This is a genomic window from Paraburkholderia aromaticivorans (assembly GCF_012689525.1).
In the GTDB taxonomy this organism is placed as follows: Bacteria; Pseudomonadota; Gammaproteobacteria; order Burkholderiales; family Burkholderiaceae; genus Paraburkholderia; species Paraburkholderia aromaticivorans_A.
On the sequence record NZ_CP051514.1, the window covers coordinates 1,675,718 to 1,695,741 of the forward strand.

Here is a 20,024-nt window from a genome sequence, read left to right on the forward strand (position 1 = left end):
GCCTCGGCATGCGGGCGAGGCTCATCCTGCTATCGCGGTCTTGCGCCGGAGGGCGTCCAGGGCTTCCGGCTTGAGCAGTTCCAGCCCTCGCACGGCGTTATAGCCGTGAATCTCCTTCACATCCAGTTTACGCATGAACGCAATGGTTTCCGGCGTAATGACCTGGCCCGGGACCATGATTGGAAATCCAGGCGGATAGGGAATCACGAACCTCGCCGAGACCAGTTCCGGGCCATGCTTCAATCGATCGTCGATGCGCTCGTCGTTCAACTTGAGGCACTCGCATGCCTCCGGCCTGTACGCCAGATAGTAGGCCGCGCGCATATCGCCTTCCGGCGTTGCGCTCTCGCTGTTCTCGCGCAGCGCCTTGTGGAAATAGCTGAAGTTCGGCAGTTCCGGCACGTCTTCGACAAGGGCCTTTACCCGCGCCTCGAAACTGGCGCGCTCGTTTTCACCGCCCTGCTCCAACTCGCGCTCCAGTCCACGGGAGATGTCGGCAAGCGCCTTGATCAGGTGCGCCAAGTCGCTGCGCGTATTGTTGATATTGATCTGAACCAGCACACTGTTGCGTGAAGTCTTGTTGATCTGGATGTCATAAGTCTCGGCGAGCAAACCCTTGAAGCGGGTGCCGTCGTAACCCGCGTTGCCGCACAGCAATGTGATGCGGGTGGGATCGAGAAAGAACTCGTCGTTGCGCAAGGCCTGAGTGGCGTCGGAGATGGTTTTTCCGGCCATGCCGTAATCGGCAAAGCCGGACTTCCGAAACGCCTCGGGGATCATCTCAGCGGGCGTGGCTGCGTGGAAAAAGCGCGAGATGAGCGGATGATCGTTGATTTCCCTGCGGATCTCGATTGCCAGTTGAATCGCGCGTTGTACCAGTTCGTAGCCTTCGAGCTCCATCTGCCGTCGCGCGACGTCGATCGACGCGATGATCTGCAGGTTCGGAGAAGTCGAGGTATGGGTGAAGAAGGCCTCTTTGAACTGGGCTTCGACGGTATGAAAAGCCTGGTCCGCCACGACGATGATCGAAGCCTGGCGCAAGGCCGACATCGACTTGTGGATCGAGTCGGTTTCATAGACGCGAATGCTTACCTGGTCCGGATCGGGTAGGAGCTGCATGTCGAGCAGTCGCGCGTCGGTTGGCCCAATGTCGGCTGTGGATTGTCGGAAGGCCTCGTATCTGTCGCGGTAAGCGGGATCGTGCATCATCTCACGCAGTTTCGCGGCACCGCCCATCGCCGTCCGCATGCGCAGTAGCGGCGAGAAACGGGCGTAGCCGAACCAGGCTTCGTCCCAGAGGAAGATCAGGTCCGGCTTGATGGCCAGACATTCGAGCATGGTCTGTTCCACGTTGGCGACATGGCCGTCGAAGGTGCAATTGGTCAGCACCAGCATCCTGGCCCGGTCGAGCTTGCCCTCGGTCTTGAGAGCCAGAAGCATCTGCTTGATGGGCCGTATCGCCAGGCTGCCGTACATCGAGTACTGGGTCAGCGGGTAGGCGTCGATATAGAGCGGCTGTGCGCCGGCCAGCACGATGCCATAGTGATGCGATTTGTGGCAGTCGCGGTCGATCAGAACAATGTCGCCCGGCATCAGCAGCGCCTGATGCACGATCTTGTTTGCCGTAGAGGTACCGTTGGTCACGAAGAAGGAGCGGTCTCCACCCAGCGCGCGCGCGGCCTTGTCCTGGGACGCCTTGATGTTGCCGGTGGGTTCGAGCAGGCTGTCCAGGCCCCCGGTCGTTGCCGACGATTCGGCAAGGAACAGGTTGGCGCCATAGAACTCGCCCATGTCGCGGATCCAGTTCGATTTGAAGATCGATTTGCCCCGCGCCACCGGAAGCGCGTGGAAGGTGCCGATGGGACGGGCGGCATAGTGTTTGAGGTTGTCGAAGTATGGCGCATCGTAACGGTCCTTGATGCCGTCCAGGATGGCCAGATGGATCTCCATGGGTTCTTCCGCGCCGTAGAAGATCCGGCGCAGAGGCGCGGCGGCGTCCGAGCCCGCCAATTGGCCTATGTCGTGGTCGGTGGAGAGAAACACATCGAGTTCAGGGCGCAGGCCTCGCACCAGGCTAGCGAGTGCGGAACCCATGTCTTCCATCGTTGCGCCCGTTCCCGCAGGCGTATTGCGCTCGATGATGTCGCGCAGCGCCGCCGACGTATATTGCGAGGCAAAGCTAAAGCCGTCGACAATCACTACCGACTGCAGGTTGTAATTGAAAATGCTCGCAAGCACGGCGTCTTCGAAGCTGCCAACCACCACCATTTCGTAGACGAAGCAGTCGTCGTCACGGCGCAGACGGTGGAAGCCCTCGCGGAGATCAGGCCAGGTGGATCGCTCGCCGGCAGCCACCACGAGCACTTCGAAATAGGGCTTGCGACTTTGTCCGTGGCCGATCGAGGGGGGAAGAAAATCCGGCAGCCGTAGCTCGCCCTCCTCTTCCGCCTTCCACGCTTCCTGGTCATCACGGTAGCTATTGGACATCAAGGCCGCACTGATTCGCTGCACGAGACGGGACAGGGTATCCCACTCGCTCGCCGCGAGTCGTGCATGCACCTGCGCCATCAGGAAGGGGCCAGGATACCCGTTCAGATCCTCGAGCGGACCCAGTTCATCCAGTACCGCCAGCGCCTTGTCGCGCAAGCCGGAGGCATCCCGTTGCGGCTGCGTAGCTAGGGTGCGCACGATCCGGTTCAAGCTGCGCCACCGATCGACCCGTGCCTCGGCTGCCGAAAAGAACTGGTCGAGGTCGAACTCCGGCACAAGCCTCGCGGTAGTTTCCATCTCGGGTCTCCTGAGCGTTCGTTCATAGGGTCATCACAGGCGTGATCATTTGATGGGCGGGATTTATCGCCCCTCATCGACGCACAAAGCTTGAATGCGAAAGCAGCAGCCGGCAGCACGGCTAGATCTTCCCGCCCGCAGAGCGGTTGCATTCAGTTCGCGCTAATCTGGTTCGAAAGCGGCTTGCCCGTCTCGAACTCCGTGACGCTTTGCAGAGTCGTTCCGCAGATCGTCGTGACCGCCTCGCGCGTGAGAAAAGCCTGGTGTCCCGTCACGATCACGTTCGGGAAAGTGATGAGCCGCTGGAGCATGTCGTCCGCGATGATGGTGCCGGACAGGTCGCGGAAGAACAACTCTGCCTCCTGCTCGTACACATCGATCGCAAGACCGCCCAACTGGCCACTTCTCAGCGCGGCAATAACCGCCTCGGTGTCGATGAGCGCGCCGCGGCTCGTATTGATCAGCAGCGCGCCGGGCTTCGCGCGCGAAAGCGTATCGGCGTCGATGACGTGATAAGTCTCGGGCGTAAGCGGACAATGCAGCGAGATGATGTCCGCGCTCTCGCCGATTTCTCCCGGCAGCGCGTAACGCCCGCCCAATGCCTCGAATTCCGGCGACGGAAACCTGTCATAGCCGATCACGTTGCAGCCGAACCCCACCATGATCTTGCCGAAGACCCGCCCGATCTTCCCTGTGCCGATCACGGCGACCGTCTTGCCGCACAGGTCGAAGCCCATCAGGCCGTCGAGGGAAAAATTGAAGTCGCGCGTGCGATTGTAGGCGCGGTGGATCTTGCGGTTGATCGCCATCAGCAGCGCGACGGCGTGCTCGGCCACCGAGTTCGGCGAGTAGTCCACCACTCGAACCACCTTGATCCCGAGGCCCTCCGCCGCTTTCAGATCGACGTTGTTGAACCCGGTGCAGCGCAGAGCGACAAGCTTCGTGCCGCCCTGCTTGAGTGCCTGAAGTACGGCCGAATCCGCCAGGTCATTGACGAAGATGCACACGGCGCCGTGCCCCGCGGCGAGCCCGGCCGTCTCGACGTCGAGGGGCACGTCGAAGTACTGAAGGCGATGGCGGTGCGCCGCGTTCGCGGCGTTGAGATATTCGCGGTCGTAGGGCTTCGCGCTGAAGACGGCTATGTCCATCGTGGGCCTCCGTGGCTGGTCGAGGTTCGGGGATTTGGCTGACGCACTATCCGCCCGTCAGTAGCACGGCGACCTGCACGAACAGGATTTTCACAATGGTCATCGACGGGAAAATCATTGCGTAGCCGACGTCTGGCCGATCGGTCGGTGCGACACGGTTAGCGAAAGCGAGGATCGCCGGATTGCCCGTCGCACCGCTGATGACGCCCACCGTCATGTCGAACGGCAGCCTGAAAATCCATAGGCAGACGAGCGCGGTAACGACGACGAGCGCGAGAAGGATGGCGACGCCATAGAGCAGGAACGACACGCCCGTCACGCCGATGGTCGCGAAGAATTTTGGTCCTGAGGTAATGCCCACCTGCGCGAGGAAAATGGTCAGACCGAAGTTGCGCAGTACGAGATTGGCGGAGAGCGGCATCGTCCAGACGAACGGCCCGAAGCGCCGCACGCGGCCGAGGACAAGCGCTATCAGAAGGAGCGCCGCGAGTCCGAGCGCAAGCTTGCCGAAGCCCGGAATCGTGAGCGGAATCGCGCCCGCCAGAAGGCCGAGCGCCGCGCCGGTGCCAATCGAGATGAAGTTCAGCTCGGCCGTGCCCTTGATGGAATCGCCGAAGAACGCACGAATCGGCTTGAGCTGCGCGCGATTGACGAGGACGCCGACGCGGTCGCCGGATTCGAGGATGAGATCCGGGTTCGGCATCAGGTCGGCGTCGCCCCGGCGCACGTGCGCGATCGTGCAAGCGACGCCCTCCGGGAAACGGATGTCACGCAACATGCGCCCGACCACGCGCGGGCTCGATGCGAACACACGCGCGTAGTCGAGATCTTCCCGATGGCTCGACATGCGGCCTGGCTGCAGTTCGCCGGACATCGAGGTTGCCTCGCGCAGCACGGCGGGGTCCGTGGCGGTCGCGAGAAGGACATCGTCGGCGGCGAGGACGAGATCGTCGGCGGGCGGCTGATTGCGGTGGTCGCGGCGCACGGCGGCGATCCCAAGCCCGGACGGCATGCGCGCCGCGAACTCCGCCAGTGTCACACCGATGAACGCCGGGTTTCTCAGCGCGATCTCGGCAGTCTCAATGAGCCGGGGCTGCGGCGGTACGATGGTCGGCTTTAGCAGTGCGCTAAGGGCATACAGGAAGAGGATCGGCCCCGCGACGCCCACCGGATACGCGACGCTGTAGCCCACCGTCGGGCCGTCGCTCTTCACGGCGGCCATCGCTGCTTGCAGGCTCGCGGTGCTGGTGCCCGCGCCCGCGAACATGCCTAGCGCCTCTTCCAGCTTCACGCCGAACAGCGGCACCAACGCAATGGACACAAGCCCAGCGATCACGACCCCGAGCACCGCAGCCGCATTGGCCTTGAGACCCTCGATGCTCGTCAGGCCCTTGAAGAACTGGTCGCCGTACTGGATGCCGATGCCGTAGAGAAAGAGCAGCAGCCCGAGCGTGCCGAGCAGCGCGGGCGGTGCAGCCTTGGGCGCGAAACCGCCGATGGCCAACCCGACGAACAGCACCGCCCCGGCGCCGAGCGACACCCCCTTGATGCTGATCTCGCCGACCAGATAACCCAACGCGACCGTCAGAAACAACGTGAAGAGTTGCTGGGTTTCGAGCAACGTCCTGAGTGCATCCATAACAGTTCCTTTCGAGGCGCAAGGACGCTGCAGCGTATCGAACCGCCGCACCTGGGTCGCTCCACCCGCTTGACGCTCGCCCGGTCACATAAGCTGGGATTAAATCTTTTCGACTGTCTGAAGGCGAAATTTCAATCTAGGTTTAAAGACCTGGAATGACAATACGACCATGGTCCGATGCCTTGGCAGCAGGCGGCAACTCGTGGCTTGAACTACGATGGTAAGCGGAGCCAGAGCATTAATTTGGGCAGCGAACCATCAAGTCGTTGCCTATTATTCAGGAGGCGTCTAACCAAAAGGAGTCGCGCCAATGAAGGCCCCTCAGCGTCCTGTACGCATCGAGTTGGCGGCGCCGCTCTCGGGCGTGATGGTGCCGCTTGCATCCGTGCCCGATCCGGTATTCGCGCAGAAGATGGTCGGCGACGGCGTTTCCATAGACCCGATCTCGGACGAACTGCTCGCCCCGCTCTCCGGCAAAGTCACGCAACTGCATCGTGCGAACCACGCCGTGACGGTAACAGGCGATAACGGCCTCGAGGTGTTGCTTCACATCGGGCTCGACACGGTAGTGCTGCGCGGCGAAGGTTTCACTCCGCTGGTCAAGGAAGGCGATACCGTCACGACGGGCCAGCCGCTGATCCGCTTCGATCCGCTTTTCGTCGGCGCGAAGGCGGCGAGCCTGCTCACGCAGATGGTGATCGCCAATGGCGATCTCGTGACACGCTACATGCCCGCGAAGGGAGTCGTCACTGCCGGCAAAGACGCGGCGCTGTTCGTCGAACTCGTCGGTAACGGGTTCGCGGAAGAGACGGACAGCACTGCCGGTGCGATCGTCTCCGACGAAGTCACCCTGCCGAACCCCGCAGGTTTGCACGCGAGGCCCGCCGCGGTCGTCGCCGTCGAGGCGAAGAAGTACAAATCTGACATCCGCCTGCTGCGTGGCGGCGACAGCGCGAACGCGAAGTCGGTCGTGTCGCTCATGGGGCTCGCGACGCAGTTCGGCGACAAGGTCTGCGTCCAGGCGGCCGGTCCCGACGCAGCCGAAGCCGCCGGCGCGATCGCGCGTTTGCTCGCGTCAGGCTCGGGCGAGAAGCCCGGCGACGCCCCCGCTGCCCCTCCAGCCACCGCCTCGCCCGCACCCGTCGCGGCCTCGCGCACGGCCCCCGCCGACGCCGATGAACTGGCCGGCGTATCGGCCTCGCCCGGGCTCGCAGTCGGCAAGGTCGTGCAGTTCCGCCAGGAAGTCATCGACGTCGCGGAAGCGGGCGAATCGCCGCAGCGCGAACGTGCGCGGCTCGAATCGGCCCGGCACGAAGCGCGTCAGCAGATCGAAGCCGTCAAAACGAGGCTTACCGATCCCTCAAAAGCGCAGATCCTCGACGCGCACCTCGAATTGCTCGATGATCCCGACCTCAACGACCTGGCAATCGGCGCAGTCAGCGCAGGCAAGAGCGCGGGCTTCGCGTGGCGCGCTGCTTTCGAGAAGCAGGCGCGCACGCTCGAGGCGCTCGACAACCCACTGTTGCGCGAACGCGCCGGCGACATCCGCGACGTCGGTCGCCGCGTACTGGCGCTGCTTGCGGGCGTGAAGCAGGCGCACATCGACGTGCCCGCCGATTCGATCCTGATCGCCGAGGAGCTTTCACCGTCGGACACCGCCTCGCTCGACCGGACCAAAGTGGTCGGCTTCTGCACCACGACCGGCGGCGCCACGAGTCACGTCGCGATCCTCGCGCGCTCGTTAGGTATCCCGGCGATTTGCGGCATCGACGAAGAAGCGCTCCAGCTTGCCGATGGCACATTCGTCGTGCTCGATGGCACGCGTGGCAGCTTGCGGCGCAATCCGGGCGCCGGGGAGATCGAGAAAGCGCGCGAACGCATTGACCGTCAGATCGCCAAACGTGAGGAAGAGAAACTCGCTGCGGTCAAGCTTGCGATGACAGCCGACGGTCACCGCGTCGAAGTGGTCGCGAACATCCGCAATGCACAGGAAGCGCGCGATGCAGTGTCCGCCGGCGCGGAAGGCGTCGGCCTGCTGCGCTCCGAATTCCTGTTCGACAACCGCGACACGGCGCCGTCCGAGGATGAGCAGGCCGCGCAATACTGCGCTGTGGCCGAAGCCCTCGGCCGCGAACGGCCGCTCGTGGTCCGCACGCTCGACGTCGGCGGCGACAAACCGCTCTCGTACCTGCCGCTGCCCGAGGAAGACAACCCCTTCCTCGGCCTGCGCGGCGTGCGCGTGAGCCTCGACCGCCCGGACATCTTCCGCACGCAACTGCGGGCAATCCTGCGCGCCGCATCAATTGGCAATCTGCACGTGATGTTTCCGATGGTCGCCACGATCGAGGAAGTGCGCGCCGCCAAAAAGATCTTACTGGAAGAGGCCGGCGATCGCGCGAATGATGTCAAGGTGGGCGTGATGATCGAAGTGCCGTCTGCCGCTTTGATTGCTGAACCGCTCGCGCGCGAAGTCGACTTTTTCTCGATCGGCACCAACGATCTGACGCAATACACGCTCGCGATGGACCGCGGGCATCCGAAGCTTGCGAGGCAAGCCGACGCGCTTCATCCGGCGGTGCTGCGCCTGATCGGCATGACGGTCGATGGTGCGCACAAGCACGGCAAATGGGTCGGCGTATGCGGCGGCATCGCATCGGATGCGATGGCCGTGCCCGTGCTCGTGGGCCTCGGCGTGGACGAACTGTCGGTCAGCGTTCCCGCCGTCGGCTCCATCAAGGCCCAGCTCGCGCGGTTGACGATGGAGGAAGCACGCAAGCTCGCCGCCAGCGTGCTGCAACTCGGCACCGCCGCCGAAGTCCGCGCCCTCCTCACCCCCTACGCCGAATAAGCGGGCCGACGGGAGACCCACCATGTTCAAGAATGCGTTTGGAGTCGTGCAGAAGGTCGGCAAATCGTTGATGCTGCCGGTCGCGGTCCTACCCGTGGCCGGACTGTTGCTCGGCCTCGGCGCGACCGACTTTCACGGTTACGTTCCGGCCATCGTGCTCGCGCTGATGAAGAACGCGGGCGACGTGATCTTCGGCAACCTGCCGTTGATCTTTGCGATCGGCGTCGCGCTCGGCTTCACCGAGAACGATGGCGTGTCGGGCGTCGCCGCGACGATCGGCTACCTCGTCATGACGGCAACCCTGGGCGTGATCGCCAAGGCCGAAGGCGTCGAGCCCGACACCATCATGGGCATTCCGTCGATCCAGACCGGCGTGTTCGGCGGCATCCTCGCGGGCGGCCTGGCGGCATGGATGTTCAACCGTTACTACAGGATCACGCTGCCGGCCTATCTCGGCTTCTTCGCGGGCAAACGCTTCGTGCCGATCGTGACGGCAATCGGCGCAATCGCGCTCGGGGGGATTCTGTCCATCGTGTGGCCGCCGATCGGCGGCGCGATCAAGGCGTTTTCGCAGTGGGCGGCCGTTTCAGATCCACGCACCGCGGCGACAGTCTATGGCTTCGTCGAACGTCTGCTGATTCCGTTCGGCCTGCATCACATCTGGAACGTGCCGTTCTTCTTCGAGGCCGGCAGCTTCCTGGACCCAACGACCGGCAAGGTTGTTCACGGTGACATTAACCGCTTTTTCGCGGGCGATCCCACCGCCGGCATCATGTCGGGCGCGTTCCTGTTCAAGATGTTCGGCCTGCCGGCCGCCGCGATCGCAATCTGGCACTGCGCCAAGCCAGAGAATAAGGTCGTCGTCGGCGGCATCATGGTTTCGGCCGCGCTGACTTCATTCCTCACCGGCATCACGGAGCCGATCGAATTCGCCTTCCTGTTCGTTGCCCCGGTCCTTTACTTTATCCACGCTTGCCTCGCGGCGTCGGCGCAGTTCGTTGCCAACACCTTGGGCATGCACATGGGATTCACTTTCTCGCAGGGCGGCATCGACTTCCTGATGTTCAATCTGATCGGCAACAAGGCGACTCACGCGTGGTACGTGTTCATCCTGGGTCCGATCTACGCTGTCATCTACTACAGCGTGTTCCGTTTTGTGATCAGCCGCTTCGACCTCAAGACGCCGGGCCGCGAGGACGATACAGTCGAAACAGCAGCAGTCGCCACGAGCGGGGTTGGCGGACGTTCGCGCGATCTCGTGCTCGCCTTCGGTGGCCGTTCCAACATCAAGAGCCTGGACGCCTGCATCACGCGTCTGCGCATCACGGTGGATAACCCGGCGCTGGTCGACGACCGCCGGCTCAAGGCGCTCGGAGCGGCGGGCGTGGTGCGCGTCGGCAACGGTGTACAGGCAATCTTCGGGCCGCTGTCGGAGAACATGAAGACCGACATGCAGGAATACCTGAAGACGGCGGGCAGCGATGCCGATCTCGCCCCGGTCGGTATGCCTGCCGTTGAAGCCGCGTCTCCCGTTGCGGCGAGTGTGGCTTGCGCACCCAACCCGACGCAGCAGGCAGCCCGTGCGGAGAAAATCCGCGCGGCGCTCGGCGGCGCCGCCAACATCCAGAAGCTTGAAGCGCTTGCTGCCACGCGACTGCGTGTCGTGCTGAACGACCCGTCCCGACTCGACACTGCGGCGCTGAGGGCGGCGGACGTGCCCGCAACCCAATCCTTCAGCACCGGCGAGTTAGACCTGATCGTCGGACTCGAGGCGGAAAGTGTGGCAGGCGCGATGCGATAAGCGCCGTCGACAACCTCGCGCTCGACGGCGCCTGCGCGCGCCCTTTGCGTCGTGGACAGCAGGAAGACGGTGACGTAGACGACTCCAGAGATCGCGCTCAGCCACCAGTCGTCGCCGGCAGGTCGATACCCGCCGCCACAGCCTGACGTATCGAACAGGGAAGCTGCCATGACGATATGGATTGCGCGACTGTTGAGTGCCAGCCTCGTCGTCAGCTTTCTGGCGGGCTGTCAAAAACAACCGGATCAACAGGCTCAGACTCCGACGCCGGCAGCCTCGGCGGCGGCGCAGCCTTCTGCTCCTGCGTCGGCAGAGGTAGCCGCGCCCCCCCTTCCCGCCTCGGCAGCTCCGGCTCCGGCATCAGAATCCCAGCCTCAGGCCCAGCAATACCCGCCGGAAGAACTCGAGGCGCTGGTCGCGCCCATCGCGCTCTATCCCGATTCACTGCTGTCTCAGGTCCTCATGGCGTCGACCTATCCGCTCGAAGTCGTGCACGCCGCACGCTGGATCAAGGCGCATCCCGGCCTCAAGGGCGACGCTGCAGTGAAAGCGGCGCAAGATCAGCAGTGGGACGTCAGCGTCAAGTCCCTGGTTGCGTTTCCTCAGGTGCTGCAACCTATGAACGACAAGCTCGACTGGACTCAGAGGCTCGGGGACGCGTTCCTCGCCCAGGAAAAAGATGTACTTGCCGCCGTGCAACGATTGAGGATCCGCGCGCAACAGGCTGGAAACCTGACAACGAACCCACAACAGAAAGTGATTGTCGAAGCGCCCCCGGCCGGCCAGGGCGGACAAGCGGTCCAGGCGCCACAGAGCATCGTGCGCATCGAACCGGCCAACCCGCAGGTCATCTACGTGCCCTCGTACAATCCGACGACCGTCTATGGCGGCTGGAGCGCCCCGGCCTACCCGCCGACCTACTGGCCACCGTATCCGGCGTACTACCCGGGCGCCGCGCTCGCGACCGGATTCGCGTGGGGTTTGGGCATCGCCGCTGCGGGCGCGATCTTCAGCGATTGCAACTGGAACAACGGCGACGTCAACGTGAATGTCAACCGGGCCACGAACATCGACCGCAACTTCGACCGCAGCAAGGTGGAGGGCGGCAAGTGGCAGCACGACGCGCGGCACCGTCAAGGCGTCGCCTACCGCGACAATGCGACACGCGACAAGTACTCGCGCGGCGCACAGGGCGCCGACGCGCGGGGCGACTATCGCGGACGCACCAGCGTGGCCGATCGGAGCGCGACTGGCAACCCGGGAGCCGGCAACCGCACGGGACGCGCGAATAACGCGAATGTCGCGAACCGCACCGGTGGAGCGAATACCGCGGGTTTGGGCAATCGGGCCAACACGTCCGGGCGTGGCGGCGCAGCCGGTAATCGCGCACAAGCGGCCGACCGTAGCGCAGCAGCCGGCAATCGCGCGCGAACGGCCAACCGCAACGCAGCAGCCGGCAATCGCGCACAAACGGCCGACCGCAACGCCGCCGCCGGCAATCGCGCACAAACGGCCGACCGTAACGCCGCCGCCGGCAATCGCGCCCAGGCATCAAATCGAAGCGCGGCAACGAGCAATCGCACCCAAACGCCCGCTCGTGCCGGTGCAATGAGCGCTCAGACCGGTCCTACGGGCGGCGGCTACTCGGGCGGTGGGCGCGACTCGGCATTCCAGGGCGTCGGCGGAGGCGCGAACGCGCAGCGCGACTACAATCGCGGGCGTGCGAGCGTGCAGTCCTCGGGCGGTAACCGCGCGGCCGGTGCAGGGGCGAGCGGTGGTGGCGGCGCCCGAGGCGGCGGCGGCCGGCGTTAAGGAGATCGACCATGAAGGGACTATCGCGCATCAGGCTCGCCCTCGCCGGGTTCGGAAGTTCGATGATCATCGTGCTTGCCATCGGCCTTGCATCGATGCCGGCCATGAGCGCGCAGAAGTTCTTCCCGACACCTGAAGCAGCGATGAACGCGTTTGGAACGGCAGTGGCCGACAACGATCAGCAAGCACTGAGGGCTTTGCTCGGCGCCGATTTCCGCCATGTGATTCCTCCGGTGGGCGCAGAGGTCCGGGACAAGTTCCTGAGCGAATGGCAGGCGTCCCATTCGATACAGGCGACCGACGACGACCATGCCCGCATCGCCGTGGGCAACGAGGGCTGGACGCTTCCTATTCCGCTTCTGAAGACGCCACAAGGCTGGCGATTCGACATGCGCGCAGGCGCCGATGAAATGGATGTTCGCCGCATCGGACGGAACGAGCTCGCAGTGATCCAGACGATGCTTGCCATCTGCGATGCCCAGCGGGACTACGTGTCGACATATCACGACGGCAGGAACGTCTACCTCTATGCGGACAAATTCGAAAGCAGCCCGGGAAAGCACGACGGACTCTACTGGCCGACCGTGCCCGACGAGGCACCGAGCCCTCTCGGGCCAGCCTTCATGACTGCAGGCGCACGCAATGCGGCGGAGTCCGGCTACTACGGGTATCACTATAAGCTGCTGCGCGCCCAGGGATCCCATGCGCCAGGCGGTGCGTACGATTACATGGTGAATGGCCGGCTATACGGCGGTCTTGCCGTTATTGCGTGGCCAGCCCGTTACGGCGAAACAGGCATCAAGAGCTTCATGGTCAGTCACGACGGCCAGGTGGTTGAACGAGACCTGGGTCGCCGTAGCGCGAAGAAGGCTGAGGCGATGACGTCGTTCGATCCCGGACCCGGGTGGGATAAGGTGTCTCCGTGAATTGACATCATGCCGCCGGGACAGGTCACCCACAGGGTTTCCCAAAAGCCATCCCACTAGAACTGCGAGCGGCCAATAACCAGGTGTTCAAAGGAAATATGCAGCGTCGTGCGGTCTTCTTTTGCAACAGGCGTAGCGCTGAGAACAAGCGGCGATGTCCGCACCCACTCCGCTGGAGGTCATACCATGTCTAAATGGGACCGTCGATTCACCGGGCTTGTAATCGCGATGTTTCTAACGGCTTCGACCGGAACGTGCTGGGCGACGGAGCAGACGCAACAACGCCGCGCCGGACGCGATGTTCGCGAGGAGACTCGCCAGGGTGCGCGACACACCAAGCAGGATTGCCGCGCCGCCAATCAGCAAAGCAATTCGCAATGCCGGCAGGACAAGCGGCACACCAAGGAGCACGGGCGAGAGGCGGCCCGAAACATCAAGTACTGAGTCTGGCTTGACGCGTCATCATCAAACCGAGCACCTCTTATGCACTATGCAATGATATGTAGAGCAATGAAGTTTGCAACAGAATTCCGGCGGCGTCGTTGAAGACTCGTTGGTCAATACGGTTATCGCAGCCTCATTGTTTCAAGCGTAGTAAACACATTCGATAGCAACTCATGCCTGCATTCGTCTATTAAGCGCGCGGCGCAATGTTCCATGAACAGAGACTGCCAGGCCCGATCACCCGCACCGGAGCACTTCCATGCTTAACCAACTCGCATTCCTAACAGTGTGTACCGCGGCGCTGTTGCTCGCGGGTTGCACCGAGCCGCACCGGCAGGTCGAAGCGGGTGCAGACCAGTCCGTACTTATCGGCCGGTTGGGTCCACCCAAGGAAACTTACGATCTGCCGAACGGCGGCAAGCGGCTGATGTGGCCGACCCAGCCCATGGGTACGACGACAACCGCAGCCGACATCGACGCTTCCGGCAAAGTGCTAGTTGTTCGACAAGTACTTCAGGACAATGAGTTCCATCGCGCGGAGATAGGTAAGTGGACCCGCAACGACGTGCTCGTCAACTTTGGCCGCCCCTTCGAAACCGCCTACTTCAAGCGAACGAATCGAGAGGTCTGGTCATACCGGTACCTGGAGAACAACATCGAACATCTGCTCTACCACTTCTACTTCGATGATCAGGGCATCCTGCGACAGACGCAGAGACAGCCCGATCCGAGATTCGATCCCAGCATGCGCAACCGGTTCTAGCGACAAGCCTGTGATCTCTGTCAGGTCGATGCGTTTGAGGTTAACCGCTACCGGCATCCGCGAAATCTATCGGCACTCGTTCCACTCCAGGAGATCAATATGAACTGACGCCGCGTACTTACTTGTTCGTCTGTTGCCTACGTGGTCCTTTCGCTCCTGTCGACGCCTGTGGCATTCACTCAAACCGGCGTTGCAGCGACCAAGCAGATGCAGGACACTCAGCGCAAAGCCCACCAGAAGGCTCGCGAGTCAAAAAGCAACGCTCGGCAGAGCACGGACGTCCCGGATCAAAAAGAACGCCAAACCAGCGTCCGAAGCTCAATAAGTGCCGCACACACCGACCGTCGGCGGCCGGGCTGAAGCGCGTCCAGCACCGCCTCGTGGCGAGCAGGCGCGACGCGCGTCGTCCGTCCTGCCCTTGCCGCTTTCTCCTGATGCGATCGGGCGAATCACCCCATGATGTGTACCCCTCCGTCGACATATAACGTCTCGCCCGAGAGACGTCGCGCATACGGCGTCGCGAGAAAGGCACAGGTGCACCGACGTCCATGATGTCGACCAGCTCGCCGAGCGGTGCGCGTTCGGCCGCTTCTGTCAGCAGAAGGTCGAAGTCCTTCAGGCCCGATGCCGCGCGCGTCTTCAACGGGCCAGGCGAGATCGCGTGTACGCGGATACCCTGCGGTCCGAGTTCATAGGCAAGATAGCGCGCGCAAGCTTCGAGCGCAGCCTTGACGGGGCCCATCAGGTTGTAGTTCGGGACGACCTTGTTCGCACCGTGATAGCTCATCGTGAACATCGAGCCTCCATTTTTCATCAAGGGTGCAGCAAGCCGCGCCATGCGCACGAACGAATGGCAGGAGATATCCATCGCGGCGCCAAACCCTTCAGACGAGCTGTTGAGCAGCCCCCCTTGAAGGTCGGCCTTCGGCGCCCACGCGATCGAATGCACCATGATGTCCAGATGATTCCATTCACTCGTGATCCGCCTGAATACGGCTTCCAGCTCTTCCTGGCTCGACGCGTCGAGCGGCATGAAAATCGGTGCGTCCAGACCCGTGGCAAGCGGTTCGACGTAAGGCTTCGCCTTTTCATCGGCGTAGGTAATGGCCAGCTCGGCACCCAGTTCGCGAAACGCCTTTGCGCAGCCATAAGCGATCGAGTGTTCGTTCGCAATACCCGTCACGAGCGCTTTCGCGCCTTTCAGAACAGGCTGTGGATGGTCCAGACTCATCACAGATCTCCTTACACTCTCACGCCCGTTCAGTGAGCGCCAATCAGATTACGGGTGTGCCGCGCGATCATCAGTTCCTCATTGGTGGGAATGACCCATACGCTGACCTTGCTCGAAGGCGCACTGATGCGTGGACCGTCCGCAGCATTTGCGTTCTCGTCGAGCTCAATGCCACACCAGCGCGCCTTTTCACCGACGCGCCGGCGGATTTCCGCCGACCGCTCGCCGATGCCGGCAGTGAAGACCAGTGCATCGAGTCCATCGAGCGCGGCCACGAGCGATCCGAGTTCGCGCCCGATCCGGTACGTGTACAGCTCGATCGCGAAATGCGCGCGGGCGTCGTCGCTCGCGAGCAGAGTACGCATATCGCTCGATATGCCGGACACACCCAATAGACCTGACCGGCGATACACCAGGTCTTCCACCTCGCGGGCGTTCATGCCCAGTTCGTCGAACAGATACAGGATGACGCCGGGATCGAGATTGCCGCAGCGCGTGCCCATCGGCAGTCCGTCTACAGCGGTAAAGCCCATCGTGCTCGCGACGCTGCGGCCTCCCAACATGGCGCACATGCTCGCGCCGTTGCCCAGATGGGCGACCACGGTGCGCCCATTCGCGGCCTCCGGTGAGATGTGCGGCAACGCTCTCGCGATGTATTCGTATGAAAGACCGTGGAAACCATAGCGCCGCACGCCTCGCGACGTAATCGACTCGGGCAGCGCGAAGGCGTGAGCGAGTTCCGCCTGGGTCGCGTGGAATGCGGTATCGAAACAGGCCACCTGAGGCATCGCCGGATTCTGCGTCGCGATGATGCGAATCGGCTTCAGATTGTGGACCTGATGTAACGGCGCGAGTGGTGCAAGCTTGTCGAGTTCGTCGAGTACGTCGGTGGTCGCAAGCGCCGGTTGCGCGAAATGCTGGCCTCCATGCACGACGCGATGCCCCACTGCGATAAGGCGATTGCCGCCGCGATGACTGCGCAAGAACTCACCGATATAGGCAATCGCGCCTTCATGTTCGAGCCGCGCGCCAGCGCCCCACTCTTTGACACCGAGTTGTTCGCCGGACTGGTCGAACGCCAGGAACCGGGGCGCGGAGAAAAGGCCTTCGATCTGGCCACGCAGCACCAGCGCCAGATCTTGCGACTCGGCATCGAAGGCGCTGAATTTGATGCTGGACGAGCCGGCATTAAGTACGAGAATGACATCGGCCATCGCTTCACCCCATGAGTCTGGCTTCTTCCTTGCGCATCCACGCCACCATCGACGCCACTGCACAGGATGCTAGCCGCGTCCTGACCGAATCCGCGCGACTCGTCAGAATGATCGGCACGCGCGCGCCGAGCACGATGCCCGCAGCATCCGCGCCCGCAAGAAAAGACAGACTTTTTGCCAACATGTTGCCCGCTTCCAGATCGGGCACCATCAGCACGTTCGCGCGGCCGGCTACTGGAGAGTCGATCTTCTTGGTTCGTGCCGCTTCGAGATCGATTGCATTGTCGAGCGCAAGAGGGCCATCGACGAGCGCGCCCGTGATCTGATGGCGGTCGACCATCTTGCACAAGGCCGCAGCCTCTATCGTTGATGGCACCTTCGGACTCACCGTTTCAATTGCCGACAGGATGGCCACGCGCACCTCAGGCATCTGCAGCGCGCGCCCAAGATCGATAGCGTTCTGCAGAATGTCGACTTTCTCCGCAAGCGTGGGCGCGATGTTGATGGCGGCATCCGTGATAATCAGCGCGTTCTCGTGCCCAGGCACGTCCATCACGAAACAATGGCTTACCCGACGCGCCGTGCGCAGCCCCCGTTCGCGGCTCACGACCGCACCCATCAGTTCGTCCGTGTGCAGACTGCCCTTCATCAGCGTCTCCGCTTTGCCTTCGCGCACCAGTTCGACTGCCTTCGCCGCGGCGGCGTGACTGTGCGGTGCATCGACGAAGGCGAAGTCCGCGATATGCAGGTTCTCTTGCGCGGCGATCGCGCGGATGCGCTGCTGCGGCCCAACGAGAATCGGTATGATCAGCCCAAGCTCCGCTGCCTGAATCACCCCTTCCAGCGAGCTTCGATCGCATGGGTGCGCCACTGCGGTGATGACTGGCTGTTGCGTACGGCAAAAGTCGATGAGCCGTTGGTACTTGTCATGCTCGCGATCCATGAGATCTCCTTCGTGCCGGAAGCCCGGCTGGCTGGCATCGCTGTCAAGGACCTAACGCGCGGATGCAGATGCTTGAGGGCCGCGCCCGGCCTTCACAGGTAGAATCGATTGAATGCCTTCTAGCATGCTCAACTGCGCGGGCGTCGGCTCTGCGCCTTGCACACGGCTATCGGCAAGCAGCTTGGCGATCAGCCTGAGCAGTTTCCTGCGATCTTCGTGGTCGCCGAGCAGGACGGGAAGCGTCGCAAGCGCCTGATCCGGCTCGTAGGACACGATGATTTCCTGCTCGCCGCGAATGCGCCGCCACTGATCCGGCGGAAGTTGCGGCAGGTACTCCGCGTAATCCTCAGCGAGTTGCTGGCGCAACACCAGCCGCGCAAGCGGAAGTGCTTCGCCTCGTCGCGCCAGCAGACAGGCCACCCGCGCAACGGCTTCGCTGTAGCCGCCCTCGGTCATCGACGAAAGCGCATCCTTAACGAACGGCAGGTCTCGCGGATTCGCCTCGGCTTGAGCAGATTTTTCAAGCGCATCGTTCCGCTCGCCGCCCTCGTACGCGGAAAACATGTTGCCGTAGAGCGAAAAGAATGCACTTTCGGTCGCGGCGTCACGCATCGCGCGATAGAAATCGAGTGAAGCGCTGACCATGTCGGCGCCATATCGTTCGAACTGCCGCAACGGCATGTCAGCCTGTGCGTCCGTTTTGCGTGTCGCGCTGACCGCTTCGGCGGCCGGTCCAAGCCAGGCGAGCCACGGGTTCATGTCTGAAAATGCCCAACGCTGCGCGCGCAGCGGATGAAATTGCCGTAGCAAAGTGGCCGTCGTCTCGTTCGACATGGTCTGCGCGAATGGCTGAACGAAGAATTCGTACGCCCGCTGATTCAACTCCGAGACCCGCTTAACGGCCTCGAATGGCTGCTCGTCCATGCGTTCGAACCGGTTAAAACGCGCGCTGACTTCTTCGAGCCGAAGTTCGCGCAATTCCACGTCGTATTCAGTCGTGCCGTTCGCTCCTTCGCGTTCGGTGATCTCCATGCCGTACAGGCCGGGCGGAAATGTCTCAATCGTCTCCAGCACCGACGTGATCTGCGTATGCTCTTTTCTCGCCACCTGTCCTGACACGAAGATGCCGAGGTGGCCGATGCTCTTGTGCATGAGCCCGACAATCACCTGGCCGCGCGCCTTGATCTCTTCGGTGCTGCCGTAAATGTCGGCGACCCAGTTGAACGCCTGTTGCGGTGGTGTGATGTTATCGCCGAGCGAGGCGAACAGAATGATTGGCGACTTGATGTCGCGTAGATCGAATGCGCCGCCACCCACGCCTCTGACTTCCCCGGACCACAGTTTGTTGCCGATGAACAGATTTTGCGTAATCCACTGGATCTCTTCGCGGTTCATCAAATAGTACCCACCCCACCAGCGTTCGAAGTCAAGGAAACGCGGCGGCTCCGTATCGACGTTGTCAAAGAGGTGGTAATACTTGTCCCACAAGCTATTGGCGGGATTGAGGTTCTCAAAGTTCTGAACCAGATGGGCACCGTCGAACTTGCCGTTGCCAAGATCCGCGGTGAGTGACGCGAGCCAGGTGCCTCCCAGCATGCCGCCAGAATAGCGCATGGGGTTGTCGCCCTCCCCTTCGCTCCACGCGCCGCTCCAGTAAGACATCGGCGCGCCGTTGATGACGAGCGGCCCCGTATGGTCCGGGTCGGAACTCGCCACCATCATCGCGGCCCAGCCACCCTGGCAATTGCCGACGATCGCGGGCTTCGCGCTGTCGGGATGCAACTCGCACACTTTCCTGACGAACTGTTGCTCCGCCGCGCAAACATCGAGCATTGTCTGGCCAGGTTCCGGGTCGCGAAAAAAGATGACGAAATACACCGGATGCCCGGCCTTCAGCGCCACCCCCGCCTGTGAATCGTCCTTGAAACCGCCGATGCCCGGACCGTGACCCGCGCGGGGATCGATGATCACATAAGGGCGCTTGCGCACGTCGATCGGCACGCCTTCGGGCGGCAGGATACGTAGCAACGCATAGTTGACAGGACGCGCGAACAGGCGGGCGTCGAGCACGGTCTCGTAATCAAAATGCAGCACCGGCTGCAATCCGCGAGACGTCTGGTCGACAAAACTATTTCCGCGCTGGCGCAGCGTGTCCCAAAAGAGTACCGTGCGCTGCATCACGTCGACGGCATGGCGGTAGCCGGCCCACGGGTCGAGCGCGGCGGCCCATGCGCTGCCTGGCGACGCGGTGCTGCGGTCGGCTCCGAGATGGGTCGCGGCATCATGTGCGCGTTGGCTGAAACCCTGCTGCGCGATTTGCGAGCGCTTCTGAAAAAGACGCGCAACCTTTGCGTTGATCTCCTGACTCCGGGAGATCCGATTTTTTGCGTCCATCATGGCATGACCCTCCACATAATGGCCAACGTTGTAGCGTCATGCCGTCGCAACGCCAGTCTGTGGTTTGCCGA

General features: G+C 62.6%; 12 protein-coding genes and 1 pseudogene. 6 read left to right on the forward strand and 7 right to left on the reverse strand.

Annotation, left to right across the window (positions count from 1 at the left end):
• Positions 1 to 21: 21 nt before the first annotated feature.
• The 3 genes from HF916_RS07935 to HF916_RS07945 all read right to left on the reverse strand — a co-directional run bounded on the left by HF916_RS07935 (position 22) and on the right by HF916_RS07945 (position 5,574).
• Positions 22 to 2,787 carry a decarboxylase gene (locus HF916_RS07935; protein ID WP_168788411.1) on the reverse strand — a complete coding sequence of 922 codons (2,766 nt, stop codon included), beginning with the start codon at positions 2,785 to 2,787 and terminating at the stop codon, positions 22 to 24.
• 152 nt (positions 2,788 to 2,939) lie between these two features.
• Positions 2,940 to 3,935 (reverse strand): 2-hydroxyacid dehydrogenase, encoded by a 996-nt coding sequence (locus HF916_RS07940; RefSeq protein ID WP_168788412.1) that lies wholly within the window; start codon positions 3,933 to 3,935, stop codon positions 2,940 to 2,942.
• Between the two features lie 46 nt (positions 3,936 to 3,981).
• Complete coding sequence (locus tag HF916_RS07945) at positions 3,982 to 5,574, reverse strand: aspartate:alanine exchanger family transporter (RefSeq protein ID WP_168788413.1); 1,593 nt, start codon at positions 5,572 to 5,574, stop codon at positions 3,982 to 3,984.
• 310 nt (positions 5,575 to 5,884) lie between these two features.
• Here HF916_RS07945 and ptsP point away from each other — a divergent pair, with 310 nt between their 5' ends.
• The 6 genes from ptsP to HF916_RS07975 all read left to right on the forward strand — a co-directional run bounded on the left by ptsP (position 5,885) and on the right by HF916_RS07975 (position 14,168).
• Positions 5,885 to 8,422 (forward strand): phosphoenolpyruvate--protein phosphotransferase, encoded by a 2,538-nt coding sequence (gene ptsP, locus HF916_RS07950; RefSeq protein WP_168788414.1) that lies wholly within the window; start codon positions 5,885 to 5,887, stop codon positions 8,420 to 8,422.
• Positions 8,423 to 8,444: 22 nt separating this feature from the next.
• Complete coding sequence (gene ptsG, locus HF916_RS07955; RefSeq protein ID WP_168788415.1) at positions 8,445 to 10,223, forward strand: PTS glucose transporter subunit IIBC; 1,779 nt, start codon at positions 8,445 to 8,447, stop codon at positions 10,221 to 10,223.
• 168 nt (positions 10,224 to 10,391) lie between these two features.
• Positions 10,392 to 12,035, forward strand: coding sequence for a DUF3300 domain-containing protein (locus HF916_RS07960; protein ID WP_168788416.1), 1,644 nt, complete (start codon positions 10,392 to 10,394; stop codon positions 12,033 to 12,035).
• A gap of 11 nt (positions 12,036 to 12,046) precedes the next feature.
• Positions 12,047 to 12,961, forward strand: coding sequence for a DUF2950 domain-containing protein (locus HF916_RS07965; RefSeq protein ID WP_168788417.1), 915 nt, complete (start codon positions 12,047 to 12,049; stop codon positions 12,959 to 12,961).
• Between the two features lie 186 nt (positions 12,962 to 13,147).
• Complete coding sequence (locus HF916_RS50705) at positions 13,148 to 13,405, forward strand: hypothetical protein (protein ID WP_168788418.1); 258 nt, start codon at positions 13,148 to 13,150, stop codon at positions 13,403 to 13,405.
• 259 nt (positions 13,406 to 13,664) lie between these two features.
• On the forward strand, positions 13,665 to 14,168 hold the full coding sequence (locus tag HF916_RS07975) for a hypothetical protein (RefSeq protein ID WP_168788419.1): 504 nt from the start codon (positions 13,665 to 13,667) through the stop codon (positions 14,166 to 14,168).
• A gap of 449 nt (positions 14,169 to 14,617) precedes the next feature.
• Here the strand turns inward: HF916_RS07975 and fabI are convergent.
• From fabI to HF916_RS07995, 4 genes and pseudogenes are all read right to left on the reverse strand, one after another.
• Positions 14,618 to 15,399: pseudogene (fabI, locus tag HF916_RS07980) on the reverse strand (enoyl-ACP reductase FabI).
• Positions 15,400 to 15,428: 29 nt separating this feature from the next.
• Positions 15,429 to 16,613, reverse strand: coding sequence for an acetate/propionate family kinase (locus HF916_RS07985; RefSeq protein ID WP_168788420.1), 1,185 nt, complete (start codon positions 16,611 to 16,613; stop codon positions 15,429 to 15,431).
• Between the two features lie 4 nt (positions 16,614 to 16,617).
• Positions 16,618 to 17,556, reverse strand: coding sequence for a phosphate acetyltransferase (locus HF916_RS07990; RefSeq protein WP_168788421.1), 939 nt, complete (start codon positions 17,554 to 17,556; stop codon positions 16,618 to 16,620).
• Between the two features lie 51 nt (positions 17,557 to 17,607).
• On the reverse strand, positions 17,608 to 19,950 hold the full coding sequence (locus HF916_RS07995) for a DUF3141 domain-containing protein (protein ID WP_168789062.1): 2,343 nt from the start codon (positions 19,948 to 19,950) through the stop codon (positions 17,608 to 17,610).
• Between the last annotated feature and the right edge of the window lie 74 nt (positions 19,951 to 20,024).